The sequence below is a fragment of the Flavobacterium franklandianum genome (assembly GCF_007097365.1).
Lineage (GTDB): Bacteria > Bacteroidota > Bacteroidia > Flavobacteriales > Flavobacteriaceae > Flavobacterium > Flavobacterium franklandianum.
Map to the genome: position 1 here is coordinate 133,843 of NZ_VJZR01000005.1, position 20,922 is coordinate 154,764.

20 protein-coding genes are annotated in these 20,922 nt (G+C 35.3%); 14 read left to right on the top strand and 6 right to left on the bottom strand.

Features of this window, described 5'->3' with window-relative positions:
- Nucleotides 1-2 precede the first annotated feature (2 nt).
- The 10 genes from FNW17_RS08095 to FNW17_RS08140 all read left to right on the top strand — a co-directional run bounded on the left by FNW17_RS08095 (nucleotide 3) and on the right by FNW17_RS08140 (nucleotide 10,761).
- Nucleotides 3-1,052: a 2Fe-2S iron-sulfur cluster-binding protein gene (locus FNW17_RS08095; RefSeq protein ID WP_144071394.1), complete on the top strand. Its 1,050-nt coding sequence runs from the start codon at nucleotides 3-5 to the stop codon at nucleotides 1,050-1,052.
- The gene (nuoH, locus tag FNW17_RS08100; protein WP_143389230.1) at nucleotides 1,045-2,097 is read left to right on the top strand and encodes an NADH-quinone oxidoreductase subunit NuoH; all 1,053 of its coding nucleotides are present in this window, start codon (nucleotides 1,045-1,047) and stop codon (nucleotides 2,095-2,097) included. Before FNW17_RS08095 ends, nuoH begins: the two co-directional genes overlap by 8 nt.
- Before the next feature lie 155 nt (nucleotides 2,098-2,252).
- On the top strand, nucleotides 2,253-2,798 hold the full coding sequence (locus FNW17_RS08105; protein WP_143389229.1) for a NuoI/complex I 23 kDa subunit family protein: 546 nt from the start codon (nucleotides 2,253-2,255) through the stop codon (nucleotides 2,796-2,798).
- The gene (locus tag FNW17_RS08110; RefSeq protein ID WP_143389228.1) at nucleotides 2,798-3,340 is read left to right on the top strand and encodes an NADH-quinone oxidoreductase subunit J family protein; all 543 of its coding nucleotides are present in this window, start codon (nucleotides 2,798-2,800) and stop codon (nucleotides 3,338-3,340) included. The genes FNW17_RS08105 and FNW17_RS08110 overlap by 1 nt, the downstream gene beginning before the upstream one ends.
- Before the next feature lies 1 nt (nucleotide 3,341).
- Nucleotides 3,342-3,662 carry an NADH-quinone oxidoreductase subunit NuoK gene (gene nuoK / locus FNW17_RS08115; RefSeq protein ID WP_143389227.1) on the top strand — a complete coding sequence of 107 codons (321 nt, stop codon included), beginning with the start codon at nucleotides 3,342-3,344 and terminating at the stop codon, nucleotides 3,660-3,662.
- A 6-nt stretch (nucleotides 3,663-3,668) separates the two neighbouring features.
- On the top strand, nucleotides 3,669-5,555 hold the full coding sequence (nuoL, locus tag FNW17_RS08120) for an NADH-quinone oxidoreductase subunit L (RefSeq protein ID WP_144071395.1): 1,887 nt from the start codon (nucleotides 3,669-3,671) through the stop codon (nucleotides 5,553-5,555).
- A complete protein-coding gene (locus FNW17_RS08125; RefSeq protein WP_143389225.1) occupies nucleotides 5,555-6,997 on the top strand; it encodes a complex I subunit 4 family protein in 1,443 nt (480 codons plus the stop codon). The genes nuoL and FNW17_RS08125 overlap by 1 nt, the downstream gene beginning before the upstream one ends.
- Nucleotides 6,998-7,009: 12 nt before the next feature.
- Nucleotides 7,010-8,380: an NADH-quinone oxidoreductase subunit N gene (locus FNW17_RS08130; protein ID WP_143389224.1), complete on the top strand. Its 1,371-nt coding sequence runs from the start codon at nucleotides 7,010-7,012 to the stop codon at nucleotides 8,378-8,380.
- A 78-nt stretch (nucleotides 8,381-8,458) separates the two neighbouring features.
- On the top strand, nucleotides 8,459-9,892 hold the full coding sequence (locus FNW17_RS08135) for an MBOAT family O-acyltransferase (RefSeq protein WP_144071396.1): 1,434 nt from the start codon (nucleotides 8,459-8,461) through the stop codon (nucleotides 9,890-9,892).
- Nucleotides 9,892-10,761 carry a hypothetical protein gene (locus FNW17_RS08140; protein ID WP_144071397.1) on the top strand — a complete coding sequence of 290 codons (870 nt, stop codon included), beginning with the start codon at nucleotides 9,892-9,894 and terminating at the stop codon, nucleotides 10,759-10,761. Before FNW17_RS08135 ends, FNW17_RS08140 begins: the two co-directional genes overlap by 1 nt.
- 59 nt (nucleotides 10,762-10,820) lie before the next feature.
- Here FNW17_RS08140 and FNW17_RS08145 read toward each other — a convergent pair whose 3' ends face one another.
- On the bottom strand, nucleotides 10,821-11,048 hold the full coding sequence (locus tag FNW17_RS08145; RefSeq protein ID WP_144071398.1) for a helix-turn-helix domain-containing protein: 228 nt from the start codon (nucleotides 11,046-11,048) through the stop codon (nucleotides 10,821-10,823).
- Nucleotides 11,049-11,277: 229 nt separating this feature from the next.
- Between FNW17_RS08145 and FNW17_RS08150 the strand changes: the two genes are divergently transcribed.
- Entirely contained in the window at nucleotides 11,278-11,742 is a 465-nt protein-coding gene (locus FNW17_RS08150) for a PEGA domain-containing protein (protein ID WP_144071399.1), read from the top strand.
- Nucleotides 11,743-12,191: 449 nt separating this feature from the next.
- Nucleotides 12,192-13,184 carry a Gfo/Idh/MocA family protein gene (locus FNW17_RS08155; RefSeq protein ID WP_144071400.1) on the top strand — a complete coding sequence of 331 codons (993 nt, stop codon included), beginning with the start codon at nucleotides 12,192-12,194 and terminating at the stop codon, nucleotides 13,182-13,184.
- A 57-nt stretch (nucleotides 13,185-13,241) separates the two neighbouring features.
- On the opposite strand, the gene FNW17_RS08160 is transcribed toward FNW17_RS08155, so the two are convergent.
- Nucleotides 13,242-13,835: a T9SS type A sorting domain-containing protein gene (locus FNW17_RS08160; RefSeq protein WP_143389219.1), complete on the bottom strand. Its 594-nt coding sequence runs from the start codon at nucleotides 13,833-13,835 to the stop codon at nucleotides 13,242-13,244.
- A gap of 185 nt (nucleotides 13,836-14,020) precedes the next feature.
- Here FNW17_RS08160 and FNW17_RS08165 point away from each other — a divergent pair, with 185 nt between their 5' ends.
- Nucleotides 14,021-14,893 (top strand): AraC family transcriptional regulator, encoded by an 873-nt coding sequence (locus FNW17_RS08165; protein ID WP_143389218.1) that lies wholly within the window; start codon nucleotides 14,021-14,023, stop codon nucleotides 14,891-14,893.
- 103 nt (nucleotides 14,894-14,996) lie between these two features.
- On the opposite strand, the gene FNW17_RS08170 is transcribed toward FNW17_RS08165, so the two are convergent.
- From FNW17_RS08170 to recJ, 3 genes are all read right to left on the bottom strand, one after another.
- Nucleotides 14,997-15,449 carry a DUF2062 domain-containing protein gene (locus tag FNW17_RS08170; protein WP_144071401.1) on the bottom strand — a complete coding sequence of 151 codons (453 nt, stop codon included), beginning with the start codon at nucleotides 15,447-15,449 and terminating at the stop codon, nucleotides 14,997-14,999.
- Nucleotides 15,450-16,724: an MFS transporter gene (locus FNW17_RS08175; RefSeq protein ID WP_143389216.1), complete on the bottom strand. Its 1,275-nt coding sequence runs from the start codon at nucleotides 16,722-16,724 to the stop codon at nucleotides 15,450-15,452.
- An 87-nt stretch (nucleotides 16,725-16,811) separates the two neighbouring features.
- Nucleotides 16,812-18,500, bottom strand: a complete 1,689-nt coding sequence (recJ, locus tag FNW17_RS08180) for a single-stranded-DNA-specific exonuclease RecJ (protein ID WP_143389215.1) — start codon at nucleotides 18,498-18,500, stop codon at nucleotides 16,812-16,814.
- 277 nt (nucleotides 18,501-18,777) lie between these two features.
- On the opposite strand from recJ, the gene ade reads away from it, so the two are divergent.
- Complete coding sequence (ade, locus tag FNW17_RS08185; protein ID WP_144071402.1) at nucleotides 18,778-20,400, top strand: adenine deaminase; 1,623 nt, start codon at nucleotides 18,778-18,780, stop codon at nucleotides 20,398-20,400.
- 61 nt (nucleotides 20,401-20,461) lie between these two features.
- Here the strand turns inward: ade and FNW17_RS08190 are convergent, their stop codons facing one another.
- Nucleotides 20,462-20,833: a HopJ type III effector protein gene (locus FNW17_RS08190; RefSeq protein WP_144071403.1), complete on the bottom strand. Its 372-nt coding sequence runs from the start codon at nucleotides 20,831-20,833 to the stop codon at nucleotides 20,462-20,464.
- Between the last annotated feature and the right edge of the window lie 89 nt (nucleotides 20,834-20,922).

A 20,922-nucleotide genomic window follows, 5' to 3' on the forward strand; every position in this document is an offset into this window, starting at 1 on the left:
AAATGAAAGTAACCATAGACGGTCATGAGATTGAGGTAGAACCAGGAACAACGATCCTGCAAGCAGCCAGAATGATTGGAGGAGAAGTAGTTCCACCAGCGATGTGCTACCATTCTAAACTAAAAGGAAGCGGTGGAAAATGCCGTTGTTGTTTATCGGAAGTTTCCAAAGGAAGTGAAGCCGATCCAAGACCAATGCCAAAATTAATGGCTTCCTGCGTAACAGGTTGTATGGACGGAATGGAAGTAAAAACTAAATCGTCGCCTAGAGTTCAAGAAGCTCAAAAAGCAGTGACGGAATTTTTGTTAATCAACCACCCTTTGGATTGTCCAGTTTGTGATCAAGCGGGAGAATGCGATTTGCAAAATTTAAGTTTCGAACACGGAAAATCTGAAAGTCGTTTTATTGAAGAAAAAAGAACTTTCGAACCAGAAGATATCGGTCCAAATATTCAATTGCATATGAATCGTTGTATTCTATGCTATCGTTGTGTAATGGTTGCCGATCAAATCACAGACGACCGAGTACACGGAGTAATGGATAGAGGTGATCATTCGAATATTTCGACTTGTATTTCGCATGCTATCGATAATGAGTTCTCAGGCAATATGATTGATGTGTGTCCTGTTGGCGCCTTGACCGACAAAACTTTTAGATTCAAATCTAGAGTTTGGTTCAACAAACCTTATGATGCTCACAGAGATTGTCCAACTTGTTCTGGAAAAACTACGGTTTGGATGTTTGGTGACGAGATTCAAAGAGTTACGGGTAGAAAAGACGAATTCCACGAAGTAGATGAATTCATTTGCAACAGTTGTCGATTTGACCATAAAAATGTGAGCGATTGGATTATTGAAGGACCAAGAGTGTTTGAGAAAGATTCGGTTATCAATCAGAATAATTATACTCAAAAATTAGAAAAAGTGGTTATTAATACCGAAGAAACTATTCTTTTAGGTCGTGTACAAGATAGAATAAAATTAAGTATGGCTGAAATTGATTACAACGAAAAAATAGACGGTAACCCATTAAATTCTGAGAAAAATGGATAGTACATTTATTATAGAAAAAAGTGTTGTAATCCTTGTTGTGTTTGGCATTACGATGTTAATGGCGATGTATTCGACTTGGGCCGAAAGAAAAGTTGCCGCTTACCTTCAAGACAGAGTAGGGCCTAATCGTGCAGGTTGGGGAGGATTATTTCAACCACTTGCTGATGGATTGAAATTGTTTGCCAAAGAAGAATTTTCACCAAACACACCCAATCAATTTTTATTTAAAGTTGGACCAGGAATCGCAATGGCAACAGCTTTGATGACCAGCGCTGTAATTCCTTGGGGAGACCGTTTTCATCTTTTTGGAAGAGATATTTTGCTACAAGCCACTGACATCAATGTTGGTATTTTATATATTATTGGTATTGTATCAATTGGTGTTTACGGAATAATGATTGGAGGTTGGGCTTCGAACAATAAATTTTCGTTGATTGGAGCAGTTCGAGCTTCTTCACAAATGGTTTCTTATGAAGTGGCCATGGGATTGTCTATTGTAGCTTTATTAATGATGACTGGAACATTGAGTTTGAAAGAAATTACAGTTCAACAATCAGGAATGAATTGGAATGTTTTTTACCAACCTATTTCCTTTTTGATATTTTTAATTTGTGCCTTTGCAGAAACTAATAGAACTCCTTTTGATTTAGCAGAATGTGAAACCGAATTGATTGGTGGATATCATACTGAATATTCCTCGATGAGAATGGGTTTTTATTTATTTGCTGAATATGCCAATATGTTTGTGTCTTCAACGGTTTTGGCTGTATTATTCTTCGGAGGATATAATTATCCGGGAATGAGTTGGGTAGTTGAAAACTGGGGAGTGAATTTTGCCAATGTATTAGGAATTGGAGCTTTATTTATAAAATTATGTGGATTCATCTTCTTTTTTATGTGGGTTCGGTGGACGATTCCAAGATTTAGATACGATCAATTGATGCATTTGGGTTGGAGAATTTTGATTCCGCTATCGATTATCAATATTATGATTACTGGGGTTGTGCTTTTGAGAGGAGAAATCTTTGCTTATTTAGGGCTTTAATTAGAAAACAAATGCCCTAGTCCTGATAGAAGTGAATCCCGATTTTTCATCGGGAGAAACGGATAGCAGGATTAAGCTTCAAGAAAAGAAAATATAAGAAAATCAGATTTTAATAAGGACTTCCTGAAATAATATCTAAAAAATCTAAAATTTAAATGTCAATACAAGAAATATCACTTTCGGGAAGAAAAAAGGTAGTCTCTAATAAGGAGATGACTTTTGTAGAGCGAATGTATCTTATAGCCATCTTCAAAGGTTTAGGGATTACGATTAAGCACTTTTTTAGAAAAAAAGCAACGATTCATTATCCAGAACAAGTGCGTGAGTTTAGCCCTGTTTATCGTGGTCAACATATGTTGAAACGAGACGAGCAAGGTCGTGAAAACTGTACGGCTTGTGGCCTATGCGCTTTGTCATGTCCAGCTGAGGCTATAACAATGGTGGCCGCCGAACGCAAAGCTGACGAAAAACATTTGTACCGTGAGGAGAAATACGCTTCTATTTATGAAATCAATATGTTGCGTTGCATTTTTTGTGGTTTGTGTGAAGAAGCTTGCCCGAAAGATGCCATTTATTTGACCATTTCTAAAGAATTAGTGCCAGCGAGTTACAACAGGGAAGATTTTATTTTTGGAAAAGATAAATTGGTAATGCCTTTAGAAATGGCTGTTAAAAATACTCAACTTAAAAACGCTAACTAATGATACACATTCCAGATATAGCGAATGCAACCGCAATACAAATTTTATTTTCTGTGTTGTCTATTATTACATTGGCAACAGCATTTTTGGCAATTTACAGCAAAAAACCGATGCATAATGCTATTTACTTAGTGATTTGTTTTACCTCTATTTCAGGGCATTATTTGTTGTTAAACGCTCAGTTTTTAGCATTTGTAAACCTGATTGTTTATGTTGGAGCTATTATGATTTTGATGTTGTTTACTATTATGTTGATGAATTTGAATAATGAAAATGAAGTGCATAAACCTAGAATTACACGACTAGGGGCAATTGTTGTGTTTTGTTTGATGTGCTTGGTTTTGATTGCAATATTCAGGAATTCTAAACCTATTGCTGATGGAAGTTATGAAGTAACAGGTGAAGATTATCAATCTATCAAAGTACTTGGTAAATTATTACTTAACGAATATATGGTGCCTTTTGAATTTGCCTCTGTATTGCTTTTGGTAGCGATGATTGGTGCAGTTTTATTGTCTAAAAAAGAAAAATTAGAGAAATAATATGGATAATATTTTAAACCAAATTGGTATTGAAAATTACATCTTCCTTTCCGTTATACTTTTTTGTATTGGAGTTTTTGGAGTTTTATATAGACGAAATGCTATTGTTGTATTTATGTCAATCGAAATTATGTTGAACGCAGTTAACCTTTTGTTTGCGGCATTTTCGACCTATCATCAAGATGCTCAAGGTCAAGTTTTTGTGTTTTTTTCTATGGCTGTAGCAGCTGCTGAAGTTGCTGTTGGATTGGCAATTTTAGTTTCGATTTTCAGAAACATGCATACAATTGATGTTGGGAATTTAAAAAATTTAAAAGGATAATAATCAATGAATACAAATCTAGTTTTAGTCTTACTATTAGCTCCTTTTTTAGGATTTTTATTTAATGTTTTTCTGGGTAAAAAAGCAGGTAAAAACATCGTGGGAATTGTGGGAACACTTTCGGTTGCGATTTCCTTTGCTGTAACTTTATATTTATTTGCTAGCGCAGGCCAAGAACCAGTTGTTCTTAATTTGTTCGATTGGATTTCGGTTCAAAGATTCGACATTAGTTTTGGATTTCTTATAGACCAATTGTCTATTCTTTGGTTGTTGTTTGTAACGGGAATCGGGTCGCTGATTCATTTGTATTCCATCAGTTATATGCACGATGACGAAAAAATGCATTCCTTTTTCGCATACCTGAATCTGTTTATTTTCTTTATGATTACTTTGGTAATTGGAAGTAACTTACTAATGATGTTCATTGGTTGGGAAGGTGTAGGTCTTTGCTCCTACTTGTTAATTGGATTTTGGTATAAAAACCAAGATTTCAATGATGCTGCCAAAAAGGCTTTCATTATGAACCGTATTGGAGATTTAGGATTTTTGATTGGAATCTTTATAGTTGGCACATTATTCAATACTTTAGATTTTACCACTTTAAAAACTACAATAACTACGGCAACAGATATCAATGATTTTTGGATTGCTGCTGCTGCATTAGCTCTATTCATTGGAGCTTGTGGGAAATCTGCGCAAATTCCGTTATATACTTGGTTACCTGATGCGATGGCTGGACCAACGCCAGTTTCGGCATTGATTCACGCTGCGACGATGGTTACCGCAGGAATTTTTATGCTTACCCGATTGAACTTTTTGTTTGATATGGCGCCAAGTGTACAAAATATTATTGCTATTGTTGGAGCTTGCACCGCTTTGGTTGCTGCAACGATTGCTTTAGTTCAAAACGATATCAAGAAAGTATTAGCTTATTCTACAGTTTCTCAATTGGGATTAATGTTCTTGGCATTAGGATTGGGTGCTTATGAAATAGCCGTTTTCCACGTAATCACACACGCTTTCTTCAAAGCTTGTTTGTTCTTGGGTTCAGGCTCGGTAATTCACGGATTGCACGGCGAACAAGATATGCGTAGAATGGGTGGTTTGAAAAAAGCGATGCCTATCACTTTTATAACAATGTTAATTGCTGCTTTGGCAATTTCCGGAATTTTCCCGTTGGCAGGATTTTGGTCGAAAGACGAAATCTTGATGACTGCTTTCCACAAAAATCCAACTTTATGGGTAATCGGATCGATTGCTTCGATAATGACGGCTTTCTATATGTTTAGATTGATATATCTAACTTTCTTCAACTCGTTTAGAGGAACTGAGGAACAAAAAAATCATTTGCACGAAAGTCCAAGTTTGATAACTTTGCCATTAATCATTTTGGCTATTTTGTCTTTCTTCGGTGGAATTATTAGTTTGCCAGGACACAGTTGGTTGAACGAGTACTTGTCTCCATTATTTTCGAAAGCTTCTCACGAAGCGCACAGTTTAGGAAGCACCGAATATATGCTAATGGCAATTGCTACAATTGGCGCTATAATCGGGATTGGAATTGCCTATAAAAAATACTTAAAAGACAATACTATTCCAACTGAAGATGCGGAGATCACTGGTTTAACGAAAGTTTTATACAACAAATATTATGTCGACGAAGCCTACGATGTTATTTTTGTAAAACCAATAAATGTGCTATCGAATTACTTTAGAGATTCTGTTGAAACCACTTTATCAGCACTAGTTTTTGGATTAGGAAAAGTAACCACCCGTTTTGCTTTAGAAGGAAAAAAAGTACATAACGGTAGTGTTGGCTTATACCTTTTTGCTTTTGTCATAGGCATTATTGCCATATTAACTTATTTATTTTTACAACAATTTTTTACCTAATGGATGTAACTACACTATTAATTATTCTTTTGGTTGGCACATTTGCAACTTATTTTTCGGGTGATAAATGGGCTCCGAAAGTGGCTTTGCTGGTCGGCATAACCGCTTTTGCAAGTGCAATTTGTTTGCTCAACCAATACAATTTAGGAAACGAAATAAGCTACACCAAACTTTGGATAGCCAAACCCAAAATCTATTTAGCTTTTCAAGCTGACGGACTTGCTCTTGCTATGCTCTTGTTGACAACCGCATTGACACCAATAATCATTTTTTCTTCTTTTGGGAATACGTATAAAAATTCTAAAGCATTTTATGCCTTGATCGTATTTATGTCTTTTGCTATGTCTGGAACATTTCTTGCATCTGACGGACTTTTGTATTATATTTTCTGGGAACTAGCTTTGATTCCAATATACTTTATTGCTCTAATTTGGGGTAATGGCGATGCCGAAGAACGAAAAAAAGCAGTGGTTAAATTCTTTATTTACACTCTTGCGGGTTCGTTATTTATGTTAATTGCTTTTATTTATTTGCAAACAAAAGCGGGAAGTTTTTTAATTAGCGATCTAACTCAACTTAAGCTTTCTTCAACAGAACAATTTTGGATATTCTTGGCTTTCTTCTTGGCGTATGCCATCAAAATCCCATTAATTCCTTTTCATACTTGGCAGGCAAAAGTATACCAAAAAGCACCAACTGTTGGAACGATGCTTTTATCGGGAATTATGCTAAAAATGGGATTGTATAGCGTTATTCGCTGGCAATTGCCTATTGCGCCTTTGGCAGCAAAAGAATATATGTACGTGTTCATTGGACTTGGTATTGCAGGTGTAATTTATGGTTCAATCGTGGCTTTAAGACAAAAAGATTTGAAAAAGTTATTGGCTTATTCTTCCTTGGCACACGTCGGATTAATTGCTGCTGGAGCTTATACATTAACACTAGACGGATTACGTGGTGCGGTTTTACAAATGATTGCTCACGGTTTTGTTGTTGTGGGATTGTTTTTTGTAGCTGAAATTATTTATAGAAGATACGAAACTAGAAAAATTGCCGAAATGGGCGGAATTCGTGCTCAAACGCCAAAATTTACTTCCATGTTTATGCTTTTGGTTTTAGCATCGGTTGCTTTGCCATCGACATTTAACTTTGTTGGAGAATTTACGGTTTTATTTAGCCTTTCTCAAGTGAATATTTGGTTCGCCATTTTTGGTGGAACAACCATCATTTTGGGAGCTTATTATATGTTGAAAATGTTTCAACACGTAATGTTAGGGGAAACTAACACCAAATTATTTGCTGATGTGACTTTTAATGAAGGTTTAACTTTAGTAATTATTATTGCCGTTTTGTTCTTCTTTGGTTTGTATCCAAAACCAATTATGACCTTGATAACACCCAGTTTGGAAAACATTTTAACTCAAATAAATAGATTTAACTAAGTCAAATAAAAAATGAATACATTAATAGCTATATCAGGATTAGGTGTTTTATGCCTTTTATTTGAAATTTTTAATTTTAGAAAAGCCATTGTTCCTGTAACAATAATTGGTTTATTGGCCATTCTTGGATTAACTTATGCGGAATTTAATGCGCCAGCGAGTTTCTACAATAATATGATTGTTGTCAGTAAATTTTCGGCTGTTTTTTCGGCTTTGTTTATTGTGCTAACCGTTTTCTTGATTGCCTTGTCTCACGATTTCTATGAAGATCATCAAACCAAAATTTCAGATTTCATAGCTATAAAAATATTTATGCTAGCTGGAGCTGTAGCTATGGTTTCTTTCGGAAACTTAGCCATGTTCTTTCTTGGAATTGAAGTTTTGTCTATTTCCTTGTATATTTTAGCGGCAAGCAACCGATTGAATGTGAAAAGTAACGAAGCGGGAATGAAATATTTCTTGATGGGTTCTTTTGCTTCGGGTATTATATTGTTTGGAATTTGTTTTATTTATGGTGCAATGGGCTCTTTTGATGTAGCCGAAATTACTGAATGGTCTCGCTCTGCCGAATTGCCTATTTGGTTCCCGATAGGAATTACATTGGTTACTATTGGAATGCTTTTCAAAATTGCGGCTGTTCCTTTTCATTTTTGGGCTCCAGATGTTTATGAAGGTTCACCAACATTGACAACTACTACAATGAGCACTTTGGTAAAAGTAGTTGCTATAGCTACTTTGTATAAATTGCTAACTGCAATGAATGCTGACCTTTCCGATACTTATATCAACATTATCATTGTAATTTCAATTGCTTCGATGACTGTTGGAAATATAATGGCATTAAAACAAAACAATGTGAAACGTATGCTAGCTTTCTCGGGGATTTCTCACGCAGGTTTTATGTTGATGACCCTATTAAATATTAGCAACTCAGCAGGTAATTTATTGTATTACACTACAGCTTATTCCTTGTCTGGAATTGCAGCTTTTGCTGTAATTTTATACGTTTGTAAAAATAAGAATAACGAAGATATTGCAAACTTCAACGGATTGGGGAAAAATAATCCTTTGATGGCGGCTGTCCTAACAGCATCTTTGCTTTCGATGGCTGGTATTCCGATCTTTGCTGGTTTTTTTGCCAAAATGTTTTTGTTTACTCAAACCATTGAAGCAGGTTATCTAATAGTGGTTATCGCAGCGGTAATCAACTCTATCATCAGTGTGGGTTATTATTTCAAACTGATTTTGGCGATGTACAACAAAGAAGCGAATGAAGAGGCCACAAAAACGCCGTTTGTGTTATACGCAGTAGCTATTGTATCCATTCTTTTGAATATTGTTTTGGGATTGTTTCCTTCTGTGGTATTGGATTTGTTGGGATAATTCTAAATATTAAAAATAAATTACAAAAACCATCAAGAGCAATTTTGGTGGTTTTTGTCTTCATTATAGAAATTATATATGTTTTTTAACTCACTAACTTTTGCTGTTTTTCTACCCATAGTTTTTTTACTCTATTGGTTTGTTTTTAGTAAAACTAAAAGTACTCAAAACGCATTTTTAGTAATCGTGAGTTATTACTTTTATTCATGTTGGGACTGGCGTTTCTTGTTTTTATTACTTTTTTCGACCCTTTTGTGTTATGTAACAGGAATCAAAATAGAAAAAAGCACACAGGAAAGCTCTCGGAAATTTTGGTTTTGGCTGAGTATTATTTTCAATCTGGGATTTTTGGCAATATTCAAATACTACAACTTTTTTGCTTTTTCATTTTCGGAAGCGTTGAATAATATTGGCATACAATCCAGTCCACTTTTGTTAAACGTGATTCTTCCTGTTGGGATTTCTTTCTATACTTTTCACGGCTTGTCTTACGTGATTGATATTTATTACAAAAGAATACAGTCCGAAAAAAATGTCATTGATTATGCATTATTCGTGAGTTATTTTCCACTTTTGGTAGCTGGACCTATCGAAAGAGCCACTCATTTATTGCCACAAGTTAAAGTAAAAAGAACCTTCGATTTCCAAAAAGCCAAAGAGGGCGTTTACCAAATTATTTGGGGATTGGTCAAAAAAGTGGTCATTGCCGATACTTGCGCAACTTATGCCAATGCTATTTTTGACAATTACACTTCGATGAATTCCTTGTCTTTGATTTTGGGTGCGGTTTATTTTGCATTCCAAATTTATGGCGATTTTTCAGGCTATTCGGATATGGCTTTGGGAATATCTAAATTATTTGGATTGGACTTGTTACGCAATTTCAATTATCCTTATTTCTCAAGAGATATTGCCGAGTTTTGGCGTCGTTGGCACATTTCGTTGTCATCTTGGTTTCGGGATTATTTGTATATTCCATTGGGCGGAAGCCGTGGAAGCAAACTGAAACAAGTACGCAACGTGTTCATCATATTTGTCGTGAGCGGTTTTTGGCACGGAGCCAATTGGACTTTCTTGGCTTGGGGATTTATAAACGCCTTGTATTTTCTACCGTCTTTATTATTGGGAACAAACCGAACTAATATGGAGACAGCCGAATTGCATTGGGATTTCAATTCCATAAAAGTGTTTTTTAGCATTTTGGCTACTTTCAGTTTGTCGTGCTTGGCTTGGATATTTTTTAGGGCAAATACCATCCACATTGCTTTTGATTATATTGGAAAAATTTTCACCAACCGAACTTTCGAATCACAATACTTGCAAAACCAACGGTACAGTTACGAATTACTTTTGCTGGTTATTGCTTTTGTTTTGGTCGAATGGAACAGCCGATACAAAATTGAACCTATTTCCGGAAAATACAGCTGGCTAAAAATGACGTTGTGTCTCTTGGCGATTATCGCTTTGGGAACGTATGCTGATTATAAAGAATTTATCTATTTCCAATTCTAATGAAGAAGTTTATAACATTAGTTGCCAAAATTCTACTTACTATTCTAGTGCTTTTAATAGTATTGGACTGGTCATACACTACCGTTTATTTGAATTCTTCCAATCGTGGAAAAGTAGAAAAGGTTTTCAATTCAAAAGCCGGAAGTTATGATGTCTTAATTTTGGGTTCTTCCAGAGCCAACAATCATTTTGTGCCCGAATTGTTTGAAAAGAAAGGACTAAAAACCTTCAATTACGGAATGAGTGGAGCGCATTTATTCGAAGCTTCTTTATTATTAAAATTGATGGCAGAACGCAACTATAAAATCAAAACCGTGATTCTGGAAGCTGATTTGGGTCTTTGCAACGAAAAAGAATCGGAAGCCATTGCCGCGAAATTCCTGCCTTACATTCATCATTCTGAAATTATCAAGAATCATTTTTCTGGTCAAGAGAACTTTAATGAATTGTATTATATTCCTTTTTACCGTTATGTAGATTTTGATGCATTGATTGGTTTTAGGGAAATGTACAATACGGCAACAAACAAACCGACTAATATTTTGGACAATCTGGGTTATCATCCTTTGGGTCACAAACCCGGAAATATGAAGAATGACATCAGGGCTTTGAAACCCATTCGCAACAAATATTACGAGGAAATCACGCAAATTTGCAAGCAAAATAACTACAATCTAATTGCCGTAATGACGCCAATGTGTTCCAATGTAAAAGGACTGGATTATTTTGAAAAAGCAAATAAGATTTATCCCGAAATTCACAATCTAGAAAACGTGGTGCAAGGAGACCAATATTTTTCATCTTGCGGACATTTGAATGATGCTGGAGCGAGGATGTTTACAGCGGTTGTTATAGAAAAGTTTTTTTAGAAAAAATGAAACAATTGGTACGCTGATGACACTGATGTCTCGCGGATAAAACTTATTAGTTATTTAATTTGGAAATTTAGCAGTTCTTTTGGCTCAATTTCTAAAGCGTTGGCAATTTTAACGAGGGTTTTTATTGTAGTATTCATTTCAGCTCTTTCGATTCTCCCTATTGTAGTCTTTGGCAAATCACATATATCAGCTAAATTTTGTTGAGATAGATTTTTTCTTTCTCTTATTTGCCGAATATGGATTCCTAAATTTATCAAAAAAGTTTCCCCTGAAATCATATTCAAAGGTGATAACAAATAAAAATTGCTTGGACGCATATATGCGTCTATTTTTATTATATTTGAAAAAAAATACTCCAAATGTGGAAAACCGTAAACTTAATCAAAACCACCTATGTAGTTTTGATTAAGTTTAAAAAACCTATTAAAGGTTTACATAAACAAATGGTCTGAATATACCGAATATAGACTTAAAAAAAGAAGTAGGTCAATTATAAATTATTTTATTATGAAAATTAAATTTATTTCAACTTTTGTTATTGCATCATTGCTTTTAACTAGTTGCGCATCAGTTTTTACTGGTGCAAAAAGAAATGTTTTATTTGAAACAAATCCTTCTGGAGCAAAAGTATTTGTGAATGGTATGGAGCAATGTGTAGCACCTTGTCAAATAAAAGTAAGAAAAGATGACAAAGTAGATTTTAGACTTGAAGGTTACAAAGAAAGAGTGGTCATAATGGATGCTGATTTTAATTTGGTCGCTATACTAAATGGATTTAGTATTATAGGTTGGGGAGTTGATGCGCTAACAGGATCACTTCAAAGAGTAAATACCAAATATGTTAAAGTTGATTTAGAAAAAGGAAGCAATAAGCAAGTTTTTAATGATTATATGGATAAAGGTAACATCACAAAAGTTGCAATTAATACAAATAATAAAAGTATCGAAACGACTATTGTTCTTAATAGATAGCTAGTTGATTACGCCCAGCAATAAACATCTGGGCGTTTTCTATTGTTTCAAAATATTATAAAACCCGTTTAAATCTGATACACAACTGAGGGTTTCAATTCATTAAATCGCCTATTTTCGATTAATAAAAAATTGTATTTGATCAACGACCGCTCGAATTTAGATAAATAATCTTGACATCGCTAGCACGGAAAACCCCGACCGCTTGGATTTAGATTAGTTATCTCGTTAACTTTAGCGCGGAAATTCTTTCCGTGCCCACCAACACAAGCAAAAAGGCAGGAATCATAAAGATTGAACGAATTAACGTACAAAAAAATCCGTTTTTATCAGCGAACCATCCGTATCGTCTGCGTTCAAATTTTTTATCAACAGTTCCCAAAATTAACTTTTCATCCACACCACAATTATCTGTTATTTCGGTATTTTTACAAAATAAAGAAATTATAATGTCAAACAACACCGAAAACACAAAAACGATCCGTTGGGGAATCTTAGGCTGTGGCGATGTCACTGAAGTAAAAAGCGGTCCAGCTTACCAGAAAACCGCGGGTTTCAAAATCGATGCCGTGATGCGAAGAGATGCTGATAAAGCTGCCGATTATGCCAAAAGACATCACATCAGTAAATATTACTCGGATGCGGATGAGCTAATTAACGATCCCGAAATTGATGCAATTTATATTGCCACGCCACCAGACACGCACCATTATTATGGATTAAAAGTGGCTTCGGCAGGGAAAATTTGCTGTATTGAAAAACCATTGGCACCGAGTTACAAAGAGAGTCTCGAAATTTACGAAGCTTTTAAAGCTGCAACTATTCCTTTGTTCACGGCTTATTACAGGCGAACTTTGCCCCGTTTTGAACAAATAAAAACTTGGCTAGACGACAATAAAATTGGAGAAGTGCGATCCATTCGATGGAATTTGACCAAACCAGCATCTGAGCAGGATTTATCGGGAGAATACAATTGGCGCACCGATACAAAAGTAGCTTCGGGTGGTTATTTTGATGATTTGGCAAGTCACGGTTTAGATTTATTCACACATCTTTTGGGAAACATTCAAGAGGTTTCTGGTTTTAGTTTGAACCAACAAGGATTGTATCCTGCCAAGGATGCTATAACTGCTTGTTGGCTTCACGGATCTGGAATCACGGGAAATGGTAATTGGAACTTTGGTAGCAATAACCGAGAAGATATCGTAGAAATTGCTGGAAGTAAAGGTAAAATAACATTTTCCATATTCGAAAATGATCCTATTGTACTTTATAATGAAGATGGCGAAACAGAACTTTTTATCGAGCATCCAGAAAACGTGCAATTGCATCATGTAGAACGAATTCGGGAACATCTTTTGGGCAATAGTACACATCCTTCGAATGGGTTGACAGCTTTGCACACTAGCTGGGTTATGGATAAAATCTTAGAAAACTTATAGAAATAAAAAAACAGCTCCCAAAAGGAGCTGTTTCTAATAAAAAGACTTGTTGAATTACTATCTTTTATAAAATGTTTTTGTATAGGTCTTGTCATTATTTGTAACCACAAAAGTGTAAGCTTCGTTCTGAATAATTAAAACATCAAAAATCTTAGCGATATTTTGATCCATCAACATACCACTATCATAAACTAGAATGTCTTCTTTATCATAAATTTTAACAAATGTTGGAGATTTATCCAAATTTAAAAAACTTAGTTTTAATAAACCATCTTTTTCAGTAAACACTGGTTTAAATTCCTCTGAAATTGGAGTTTCCAATAATCTGGCCGTGGTTCCAACAACTGAAATTTTATATTTTGAAATTTTAAATTCCGATTCAGCAACCAAATAATATATACCTTCTGGCAAAGCATTCAAATCATAGGTTCTGTTGATAAAGGTTCGAGAATCTACATTTTCTGTGTGAATCATTTTACCCTCTGCGTCATAAATAGACAAATCCAATTTATTTGTCTCACTAAATACAAAAGTAATTACTTTTCCTTGCTCTTTTTTTACACCTAGTGAAAAATCAATATCACTAGCCTGTACGTTCATAGTTAATAATGCTACTCCCAACACTAAACTAAATTTAAATAAATTTTTCATAATTTTAATTTTTAGATTTATATGATTTTGTTTACTGCAAATATATAGGAGTCATTTGATGCATAACAACACTCTCTTTTCTTATTTGTGTACTATATTGCCTTTTACGAAAACGAAATAGGTTAAAATTGGTAATTATGTGTTATTTTGGGTTAATTTTGTACTGTTTCTAAATAAACAGCAATATGAAAAACATACTCCCAGCCTTAGAAATTATAGAACCTTCCTTCGGAAGTTCCTTTTCTTTAACTCAATATGTAGACAATGAAAATAGTAGCGCGCACTTTTGGCATTACCATCCCGAAATCGAATTGGTATATGTAAATGGTGGCTCAGGCAAACGTCAAGTCGGTAGCCACATCTCCTATTATACCAACGGGAGTCTTATACTTATAGGAAGTAATTTGCCACATTGCGGTTTTACCGATGAAAAAACTGGAAACACAAAAGAAACGGTTATCCAAATGAAACCAGACTTCCTCGGTACTGATTTTTTTGGAATATCAGAAATGAAAAACATCAACCACCTTTTTAATAGAGCCAAAGCTGGACTTGTCTTTATTGGAGAAACCAAAAAAAGAATTGGAAGTAAACTGGAACTTATAGAAAGTCAAATGCCTTTTGAAAGATTGCTGACACTTCTTTCTATATTAAATGAACTAGAAGAAGCTTCTGAATTCAAAGTTTTGAACGCCGAAGGGTTTTCGATGGATTTGCAAATGCAGGATAACGACAAAATCAATACTATTTTTAATTATGTAAAAGATAATTTCCAAGAACAAATTAGGCTGGAAGAAGTGGCTGAATTAGTTAGTATGACTGTTCCTTCCTTATGTCGCTACTTTAAAAAGATAACCAAAAAAACCTTTACCAAGTTTGTCAATGAATACCGATTGGTTCACGCATCTAAACTATTGGCGGAAAAACCCATAAGCATTACGGAAATTTGTTTCGAAAGTGGATTCAATAATTTCAGCTATTTCAATAAAACATTTCAAGAGTTTACAGGTAAGAGCGCTTCGCAATATCGCAAAGAACTTCGTTCAGTTCTAAAATGATTTTAATAGAAAATATCCATTAGTAATCAATATTTTTTAACCTGATTATCTTTGTTGACTTTTCATAAATCTATTAAATAATTTAAGACCGTTCGAACACAGATTAAGTACCTTTCTCTCTAAAAAACAAAAGCGATACCCAATAAATCCCAACAGCAACAGGAACTGCCGTCAGTAGCCAACCGCCCAAACCACACAACAATTCAAAGGAAAGATGGCTCAAGGTTTGGAAAAAACTGTTTTGAAAAGAACTGATAATTTCTTCGACCGTATGGTGATTTTGAGGGACAGAAAAAATAAATTCTCCCACTCGAATAAAAGGCATTATCATTAAAATCTGAACTGGCCACATCAAATAACTAAGCGAGATCATTACAGGAAAATTCAATTTTTGCTTGAGAGAAACCGTAGTTATCATAAAAGTGCTCACACCAAGAATCGGAATAGTCGAAATTAATCCCGACACAATAATGCTCTGAGTTAATTGCTTTGGGGTTAAACCTTGCTTTAAAAGAGCCGTAGTTTTCTCTTTTGCTCTATTTAATATCGCTTTCAATTATTTATGATTTTCGTGTTCCTCCAGATCTTTTTGCAAATCTAGATTTCTAAATCCCGGCAATTTAATTCCTGTAAAAACGACGATTAAAAGCGTCATGCTGCCACCAAAAACAACCGCAGTAACTGTCCCCATCAATTTGGCTGTTAATCCACTTTCGAAAGCGCCTAACTCATTCGACGAACCGACAAAAATAGAATTTACAGCAGCCACACGACCTCGCATAGAATCGGGTGTTTTGAGTTGCAAAATCGTTTGACGAATCACTACCGAAATTCCATCGGTAACACCACTCATAAACAAAGCAAAAACCGACAACCAAAACCAAGTGGAAAGTCCAAAAACAATGATACAGACGCCAAAGCCAAAAATGGCAGCCAATAATTTGATTCCCGCATTTTTATAAAAAGGCAAATGAGCCGAAACAAACATCGTTAACAAAGCACCAACTGCTGGAGCTGCTCTTAAAATTCCAAAGCCTTCAGGTCCTACTTTCAAAATATCTTGAGCAAAAATAGGCAAAAGAGCCACCGCTCCTCCAAAAAGTACCGCCACCATATCAAGCGTTAAAGCCCCTAAAATAGATTTATTGGTATAAACAAATTTCAGGCCTTCCTTTAAACTTTCCATTATGGGTTCGCCAATTTTTGGATTCAGAATAGGTTTTTTGGCAATCTGTGTCAATACCAATAAAGCAAAAATAGAGCAAGCAAAAATAGAACACATAGACCAATGTACTCCTATAAAAGTAATTGAAAATCCAGCAACTGCTGGCCCAACAACAGCACCAATTTGCCAGACTGAACTACTCCAAGTAGCAGCATTTGGATAGGCTTTTTTAGGAACAATTAAAGACATCAAAGAAAAGATAGTTGGCCCCAAAAACGCACGAACCAATCCTCCTAAAAAGACCAAGAAATAAATAGAATACAAAATAGTATCAGTTGACCATTCACTAACTATTCTTGGCCAAGTCAATAAAAATAACCCAAAACTAATGATAGAAAATCCTAGAATACATTTCAGGAGCATTCCCTTTTTTTCTTTCTGATCCACAATATGTCCTGCGAACAAAGCCATCCCAATTGCAGGGATTACTTCCATTAGCCCAATCATTCCAAGCGAAAGCGCACTTTTAGTCAAACTATATACTTCCCATTCGATGATAATAAATTGCATCGACCAGGCAAAAACCATAGCAAATCGCAACAACAAAAACATATTGAATTCTCTAAAACGCAACGCTGCGTAAGGATCTCTAACTTTAACTTTCATATGTAGTTACTATTTTTTTTACAGAATATGGTCTTGCCACGCTTCCATATTGTTTATTATTTTGGAATCGTGGCGATTTCATAATATCTACTTAATATCTTTCAACCGCAATTGAACGGAAGTTTTACCATTCCATTCATTCTCATCTATACAATACACCGCTTCAAACGGCTTTTTATTCGCTGTCAATTCCATTTTATTACCCAATCCAAAACCAATCGCCGCCATTCCATCCGAATTATTTTGACGTACAAATAGTTTTAAATGTTCTTCATCGGCTCCCAATTTTTGAGCGTAGCCCGTATCATTTACATTTTTGGTAAGGAAAACGGGTGTCATATTTTGTGGGCCAAAAGGTTCGAATTGTTTCAAAATCCGAGTCAATTTTGGAGTGATATCCGTCAGATTAATTTCGGCATCTATCGAAATTTCAGGTGTCAGCATATCAGGATGAATGGTTCTTTCGACTTCTTTTTCAAAAGCTTCTTTGAAAGCTAAATAATTTTCTTCCAATAAAGTCATTCCCGCCGCATACATATGTCCACCAAATTGCTCCAAATGTTCAGAACAAGCTTCCAAAGCATTATAAACATCAAATCCTTTTACTGATCGTGCCGAAGCCGCATATTTATCACCACTTTTGGTAAAAACCAATGTCGGACGATAATAAGTTTCTATCAATCTCGAAGCCACGATTCCAATCACGCCTTTGTGCCAATCTTCTTGAAAAACCACCGATGTAAAACGTTTTTCTTCGTTATTTTCTATAATTTGACCAAGCGCTTCTTTGGTAATTTGTTTGTCTAAATCTTTCCTCTCGGAATTATACGCCTCAATTTCAGAAGCAAATTGTTGGGCTTGTTCAAAGTCAAATTCTGTCAATAATTCCACGGCGTGAATCCCGTGTTTGATCCGTCCCGCGGCATTGATTCGGGGTGCGATGACAAAAACTACATCGGTAATATCTAGAGTTTTCTTTTTTATTTGATGAATTAGGGCTTTAATTCCCGGTCTTGGATCAGAGTTGATTACTTGTAAACCAAAATAAGCCAAAATCCTGTTTTCACCCGTCATTGGAACAATATCAGCGGCAATTGCAGTGGCTACCAAATCTAGATATGGAGTCAAATCTTCAATAGTTTGGTTTCGATTTTCACCCAATGCCTGAATCAATTTAAAACCAATTCCACAACCACACAATTCGTCATACGGATACGTGCAATCGTCCCGTTTTGGATCCAAAACCGCCACGGCTTCCGGCAAAGAATTCCCAGGTCGGTGGTGGTCGCAAATGATGAAATCAATATTTCTTTCTTTGGCGTAAGCCACGTGATCGATGGATTTTATACCGCAATCCAAAGCAATAATCAGCGAAAAACCATTATCATCTGCAAAGTCAATTCCTTTAAAAGAAATGCCATAACCTTCATCATAACGATCTGGAATATAAGTTGAAACATTAGGATACTCCATTTTCAAATAAGATGAAACCAATGAAACCGCCGTCGTTCCATCGACATCATAATCGCCAAAAACAAGAATGTTTTCCTGATTTTTGATTGCCAATTCAATGCGCTCGACTGCTTTATCCATATCTTTCATCAAGAACGGATTGTGCAAATCTTCTAAAGTTGGACGGAAAAATTGTCGTGCTTCTTCATACGTTTCAATACTGCGCTGTACAAGAAGTGTTGCAACAAAATCTTCCACTTTCAAAGTTTCGGCAAGAAGTTTCACCTTTTTTTCCGAAGGTTTTGGTTTAAGGGTCCAGCGCATAATTGATTTACGAATTAGGATTTTGTGTCTTTGACAAATTTAGTTTAAAATATTTTAAAACGAGGTACCTAAAGAAGACATCATTAAATTCTCATTTAAAATTAGCCACAGATTCACATATTAATAAAAGTGATAATCTCTTAAATAATAAATCTTTTAATTTGTTTCCATTAAAATCTGTGAATCTGTGGCTAAAAATTTAAAAAAATCTGTAGTAAAAAATTAGAAGCTAAAACAAAATGATAGTACTTTTGAATATCTTTTTAAATCAACCTAAATGCAAATTCAAGGACAAATCGTCGACATCCAAAACAAACGAATTTATGCTGGTGAAATCACTGTCGAAAACGGGAAAATCATCTCGATAATCGAGAAAAATCACAATATTAAAAGCTTTATTCTTCCGGGATTTATCGATTCGCACATTCATATCGAAAGTTCGATGCTTGTTCCTTCTGAATTTGCCAAAATTGCCGTACTTCACGGAACGGTGGCTACGATTTCTGACCCACACGAAATTGCCAATGTTCTGGGTTCTGCCGGCGTTTATTATATGATTGAAAACGGTAAAAAAGTGCCTTTGAAATTTCATTTTGGTGCGCCATCTTGTGTTCCTGCTACTACTTTCGAAAATGCTGGTGCTGTTATCGATTCGGAAGGAATCAAGGAATTAATGGCTTCACCCGATATTTATTATTTGGCTGAAATGATGAATTATCCCGGCGTTTTATTCGACGATTCTGAAGTTTTGAAGAAAATTGAATGGGCAAAACATTTCAACAAACCAGTCGATGGTCACGCACCAGGATTACGAGGCGAGGCGGTAAAAAAATATATTTCGGCCGGAATTACAACAGACCACGAATGTTTCACATTTGAAGAAGCCGAAGAAAAATTATCTCTAGGAATGAAAGTACTCATTCGAGAAGGAAGTGCCGCCAAAAACTTTGAAGCACTCATCGATTTACTTCCAGAAAATTATGAGAATATGATGTTTTGTTCAGACGACAAACATCCGGACGATTTGATTGTGGGACACATTAATTTGCTTTGTGCTCGTGCTGTAGCCAAAGGAATTGATGTTTTCAAAGTCTTGCAAGCCGCTTGTGTAAATCCTGTAAATCATTACAAAATGAACGTGGGATTGTTGAATGTAAACGATGCTGCCGATTTTATCGTAGTAGAAAATTTGGTCAATTTTAAAGTAAAAAAAACTTACATCAATGGAGAATTGGTTGCGGAAAATGGAGAATCTTTTGTAAAACATATTCCGTTTGAAACACCCAATAATTTTAATATTACTGCCAAAGAAATCAATGACTTTGCAGTTTCGGGTTCTGGTTCGAAAATTCGAGTAATCGAAGCCTTGGAAGGACAGTTGATTACCAATGAAATTCATCACAAATCATTAATCGTTGATGGGCAACTAGTTTCGGATACAGAAAACGACATTCTGAAAATGGCAGTTGTAAATCGCTATCAAAACACCAAGCCAGCCATTGCTTTTATCAAGAATTTTGGTTTAAAAAAAGGTGCGATTGCCAGTTCCGTAGCGCACGATTGTCATAATATTGTGGTCGTGGGAACTTCTGACGAAGAAATTTGCAATGCCGTCAATCTTATCATCGAAAACAGAGGCGGAGTTTGCGCCGTGAATGGTGCTGAAAACAAAATGTTGGCTCTGCCTGTTGCTGGAATTATGAGCGACAAAAACGGCTGGGAAACCGGGAAATTATACCAGGAAATTGATGCAATGGCAAAGGAGTTGGGCAGCAATTTAAAAGCGCCTTTTATGACGCTTTCGTTTATGGCTTTACTCGTTATTCCCGATTTGAAATTATCCGATAAAGGATTGTTTAGCGGAAATACTTTTTCGTTTGTGGACTTGGAAGTTATTTAACCATATAAGGTCATTTAAGAATAATATTAACCACAAAGTTCACAAAGAAATCAATGAAAAATCAGTTTAATCCGTGGCTAAAAAATTTTAGTTTCAAGGTCAAAGCCTCTCGTGAAAATTGAATTCCATCCCATCCTAATTTTATAAAATTACGAATGTTTTGGTGGTTTGTTCCTTCTGGATCTGCTAATACTTCCTCAAAATAATAGGCGCCAAAACAAGCTAATGTTTCGGCTTGTGACAAGTTTTGCAATTTTGCAAAAGCAAATAATTTACAAGAACCTGAATTTTCTCCTGCGGCATTGTGCTGTGTTCCGTTATCGAAAGTGGTTGGAGTAAAATCGTAATTTTCCTCAATGACTGCAATGGTTTCCGGAAATGTAATGTTGTTTGGTGTTAGTTTTAATTTTTCTAAAAAAGAGGATATATTCATTATTTACTATATTTAATTTTCGTTAGATAGCTTTTACCTACGTTTTGAATCTCAACAAAGATTATAAAATTTAAACTTTAATTATTGTA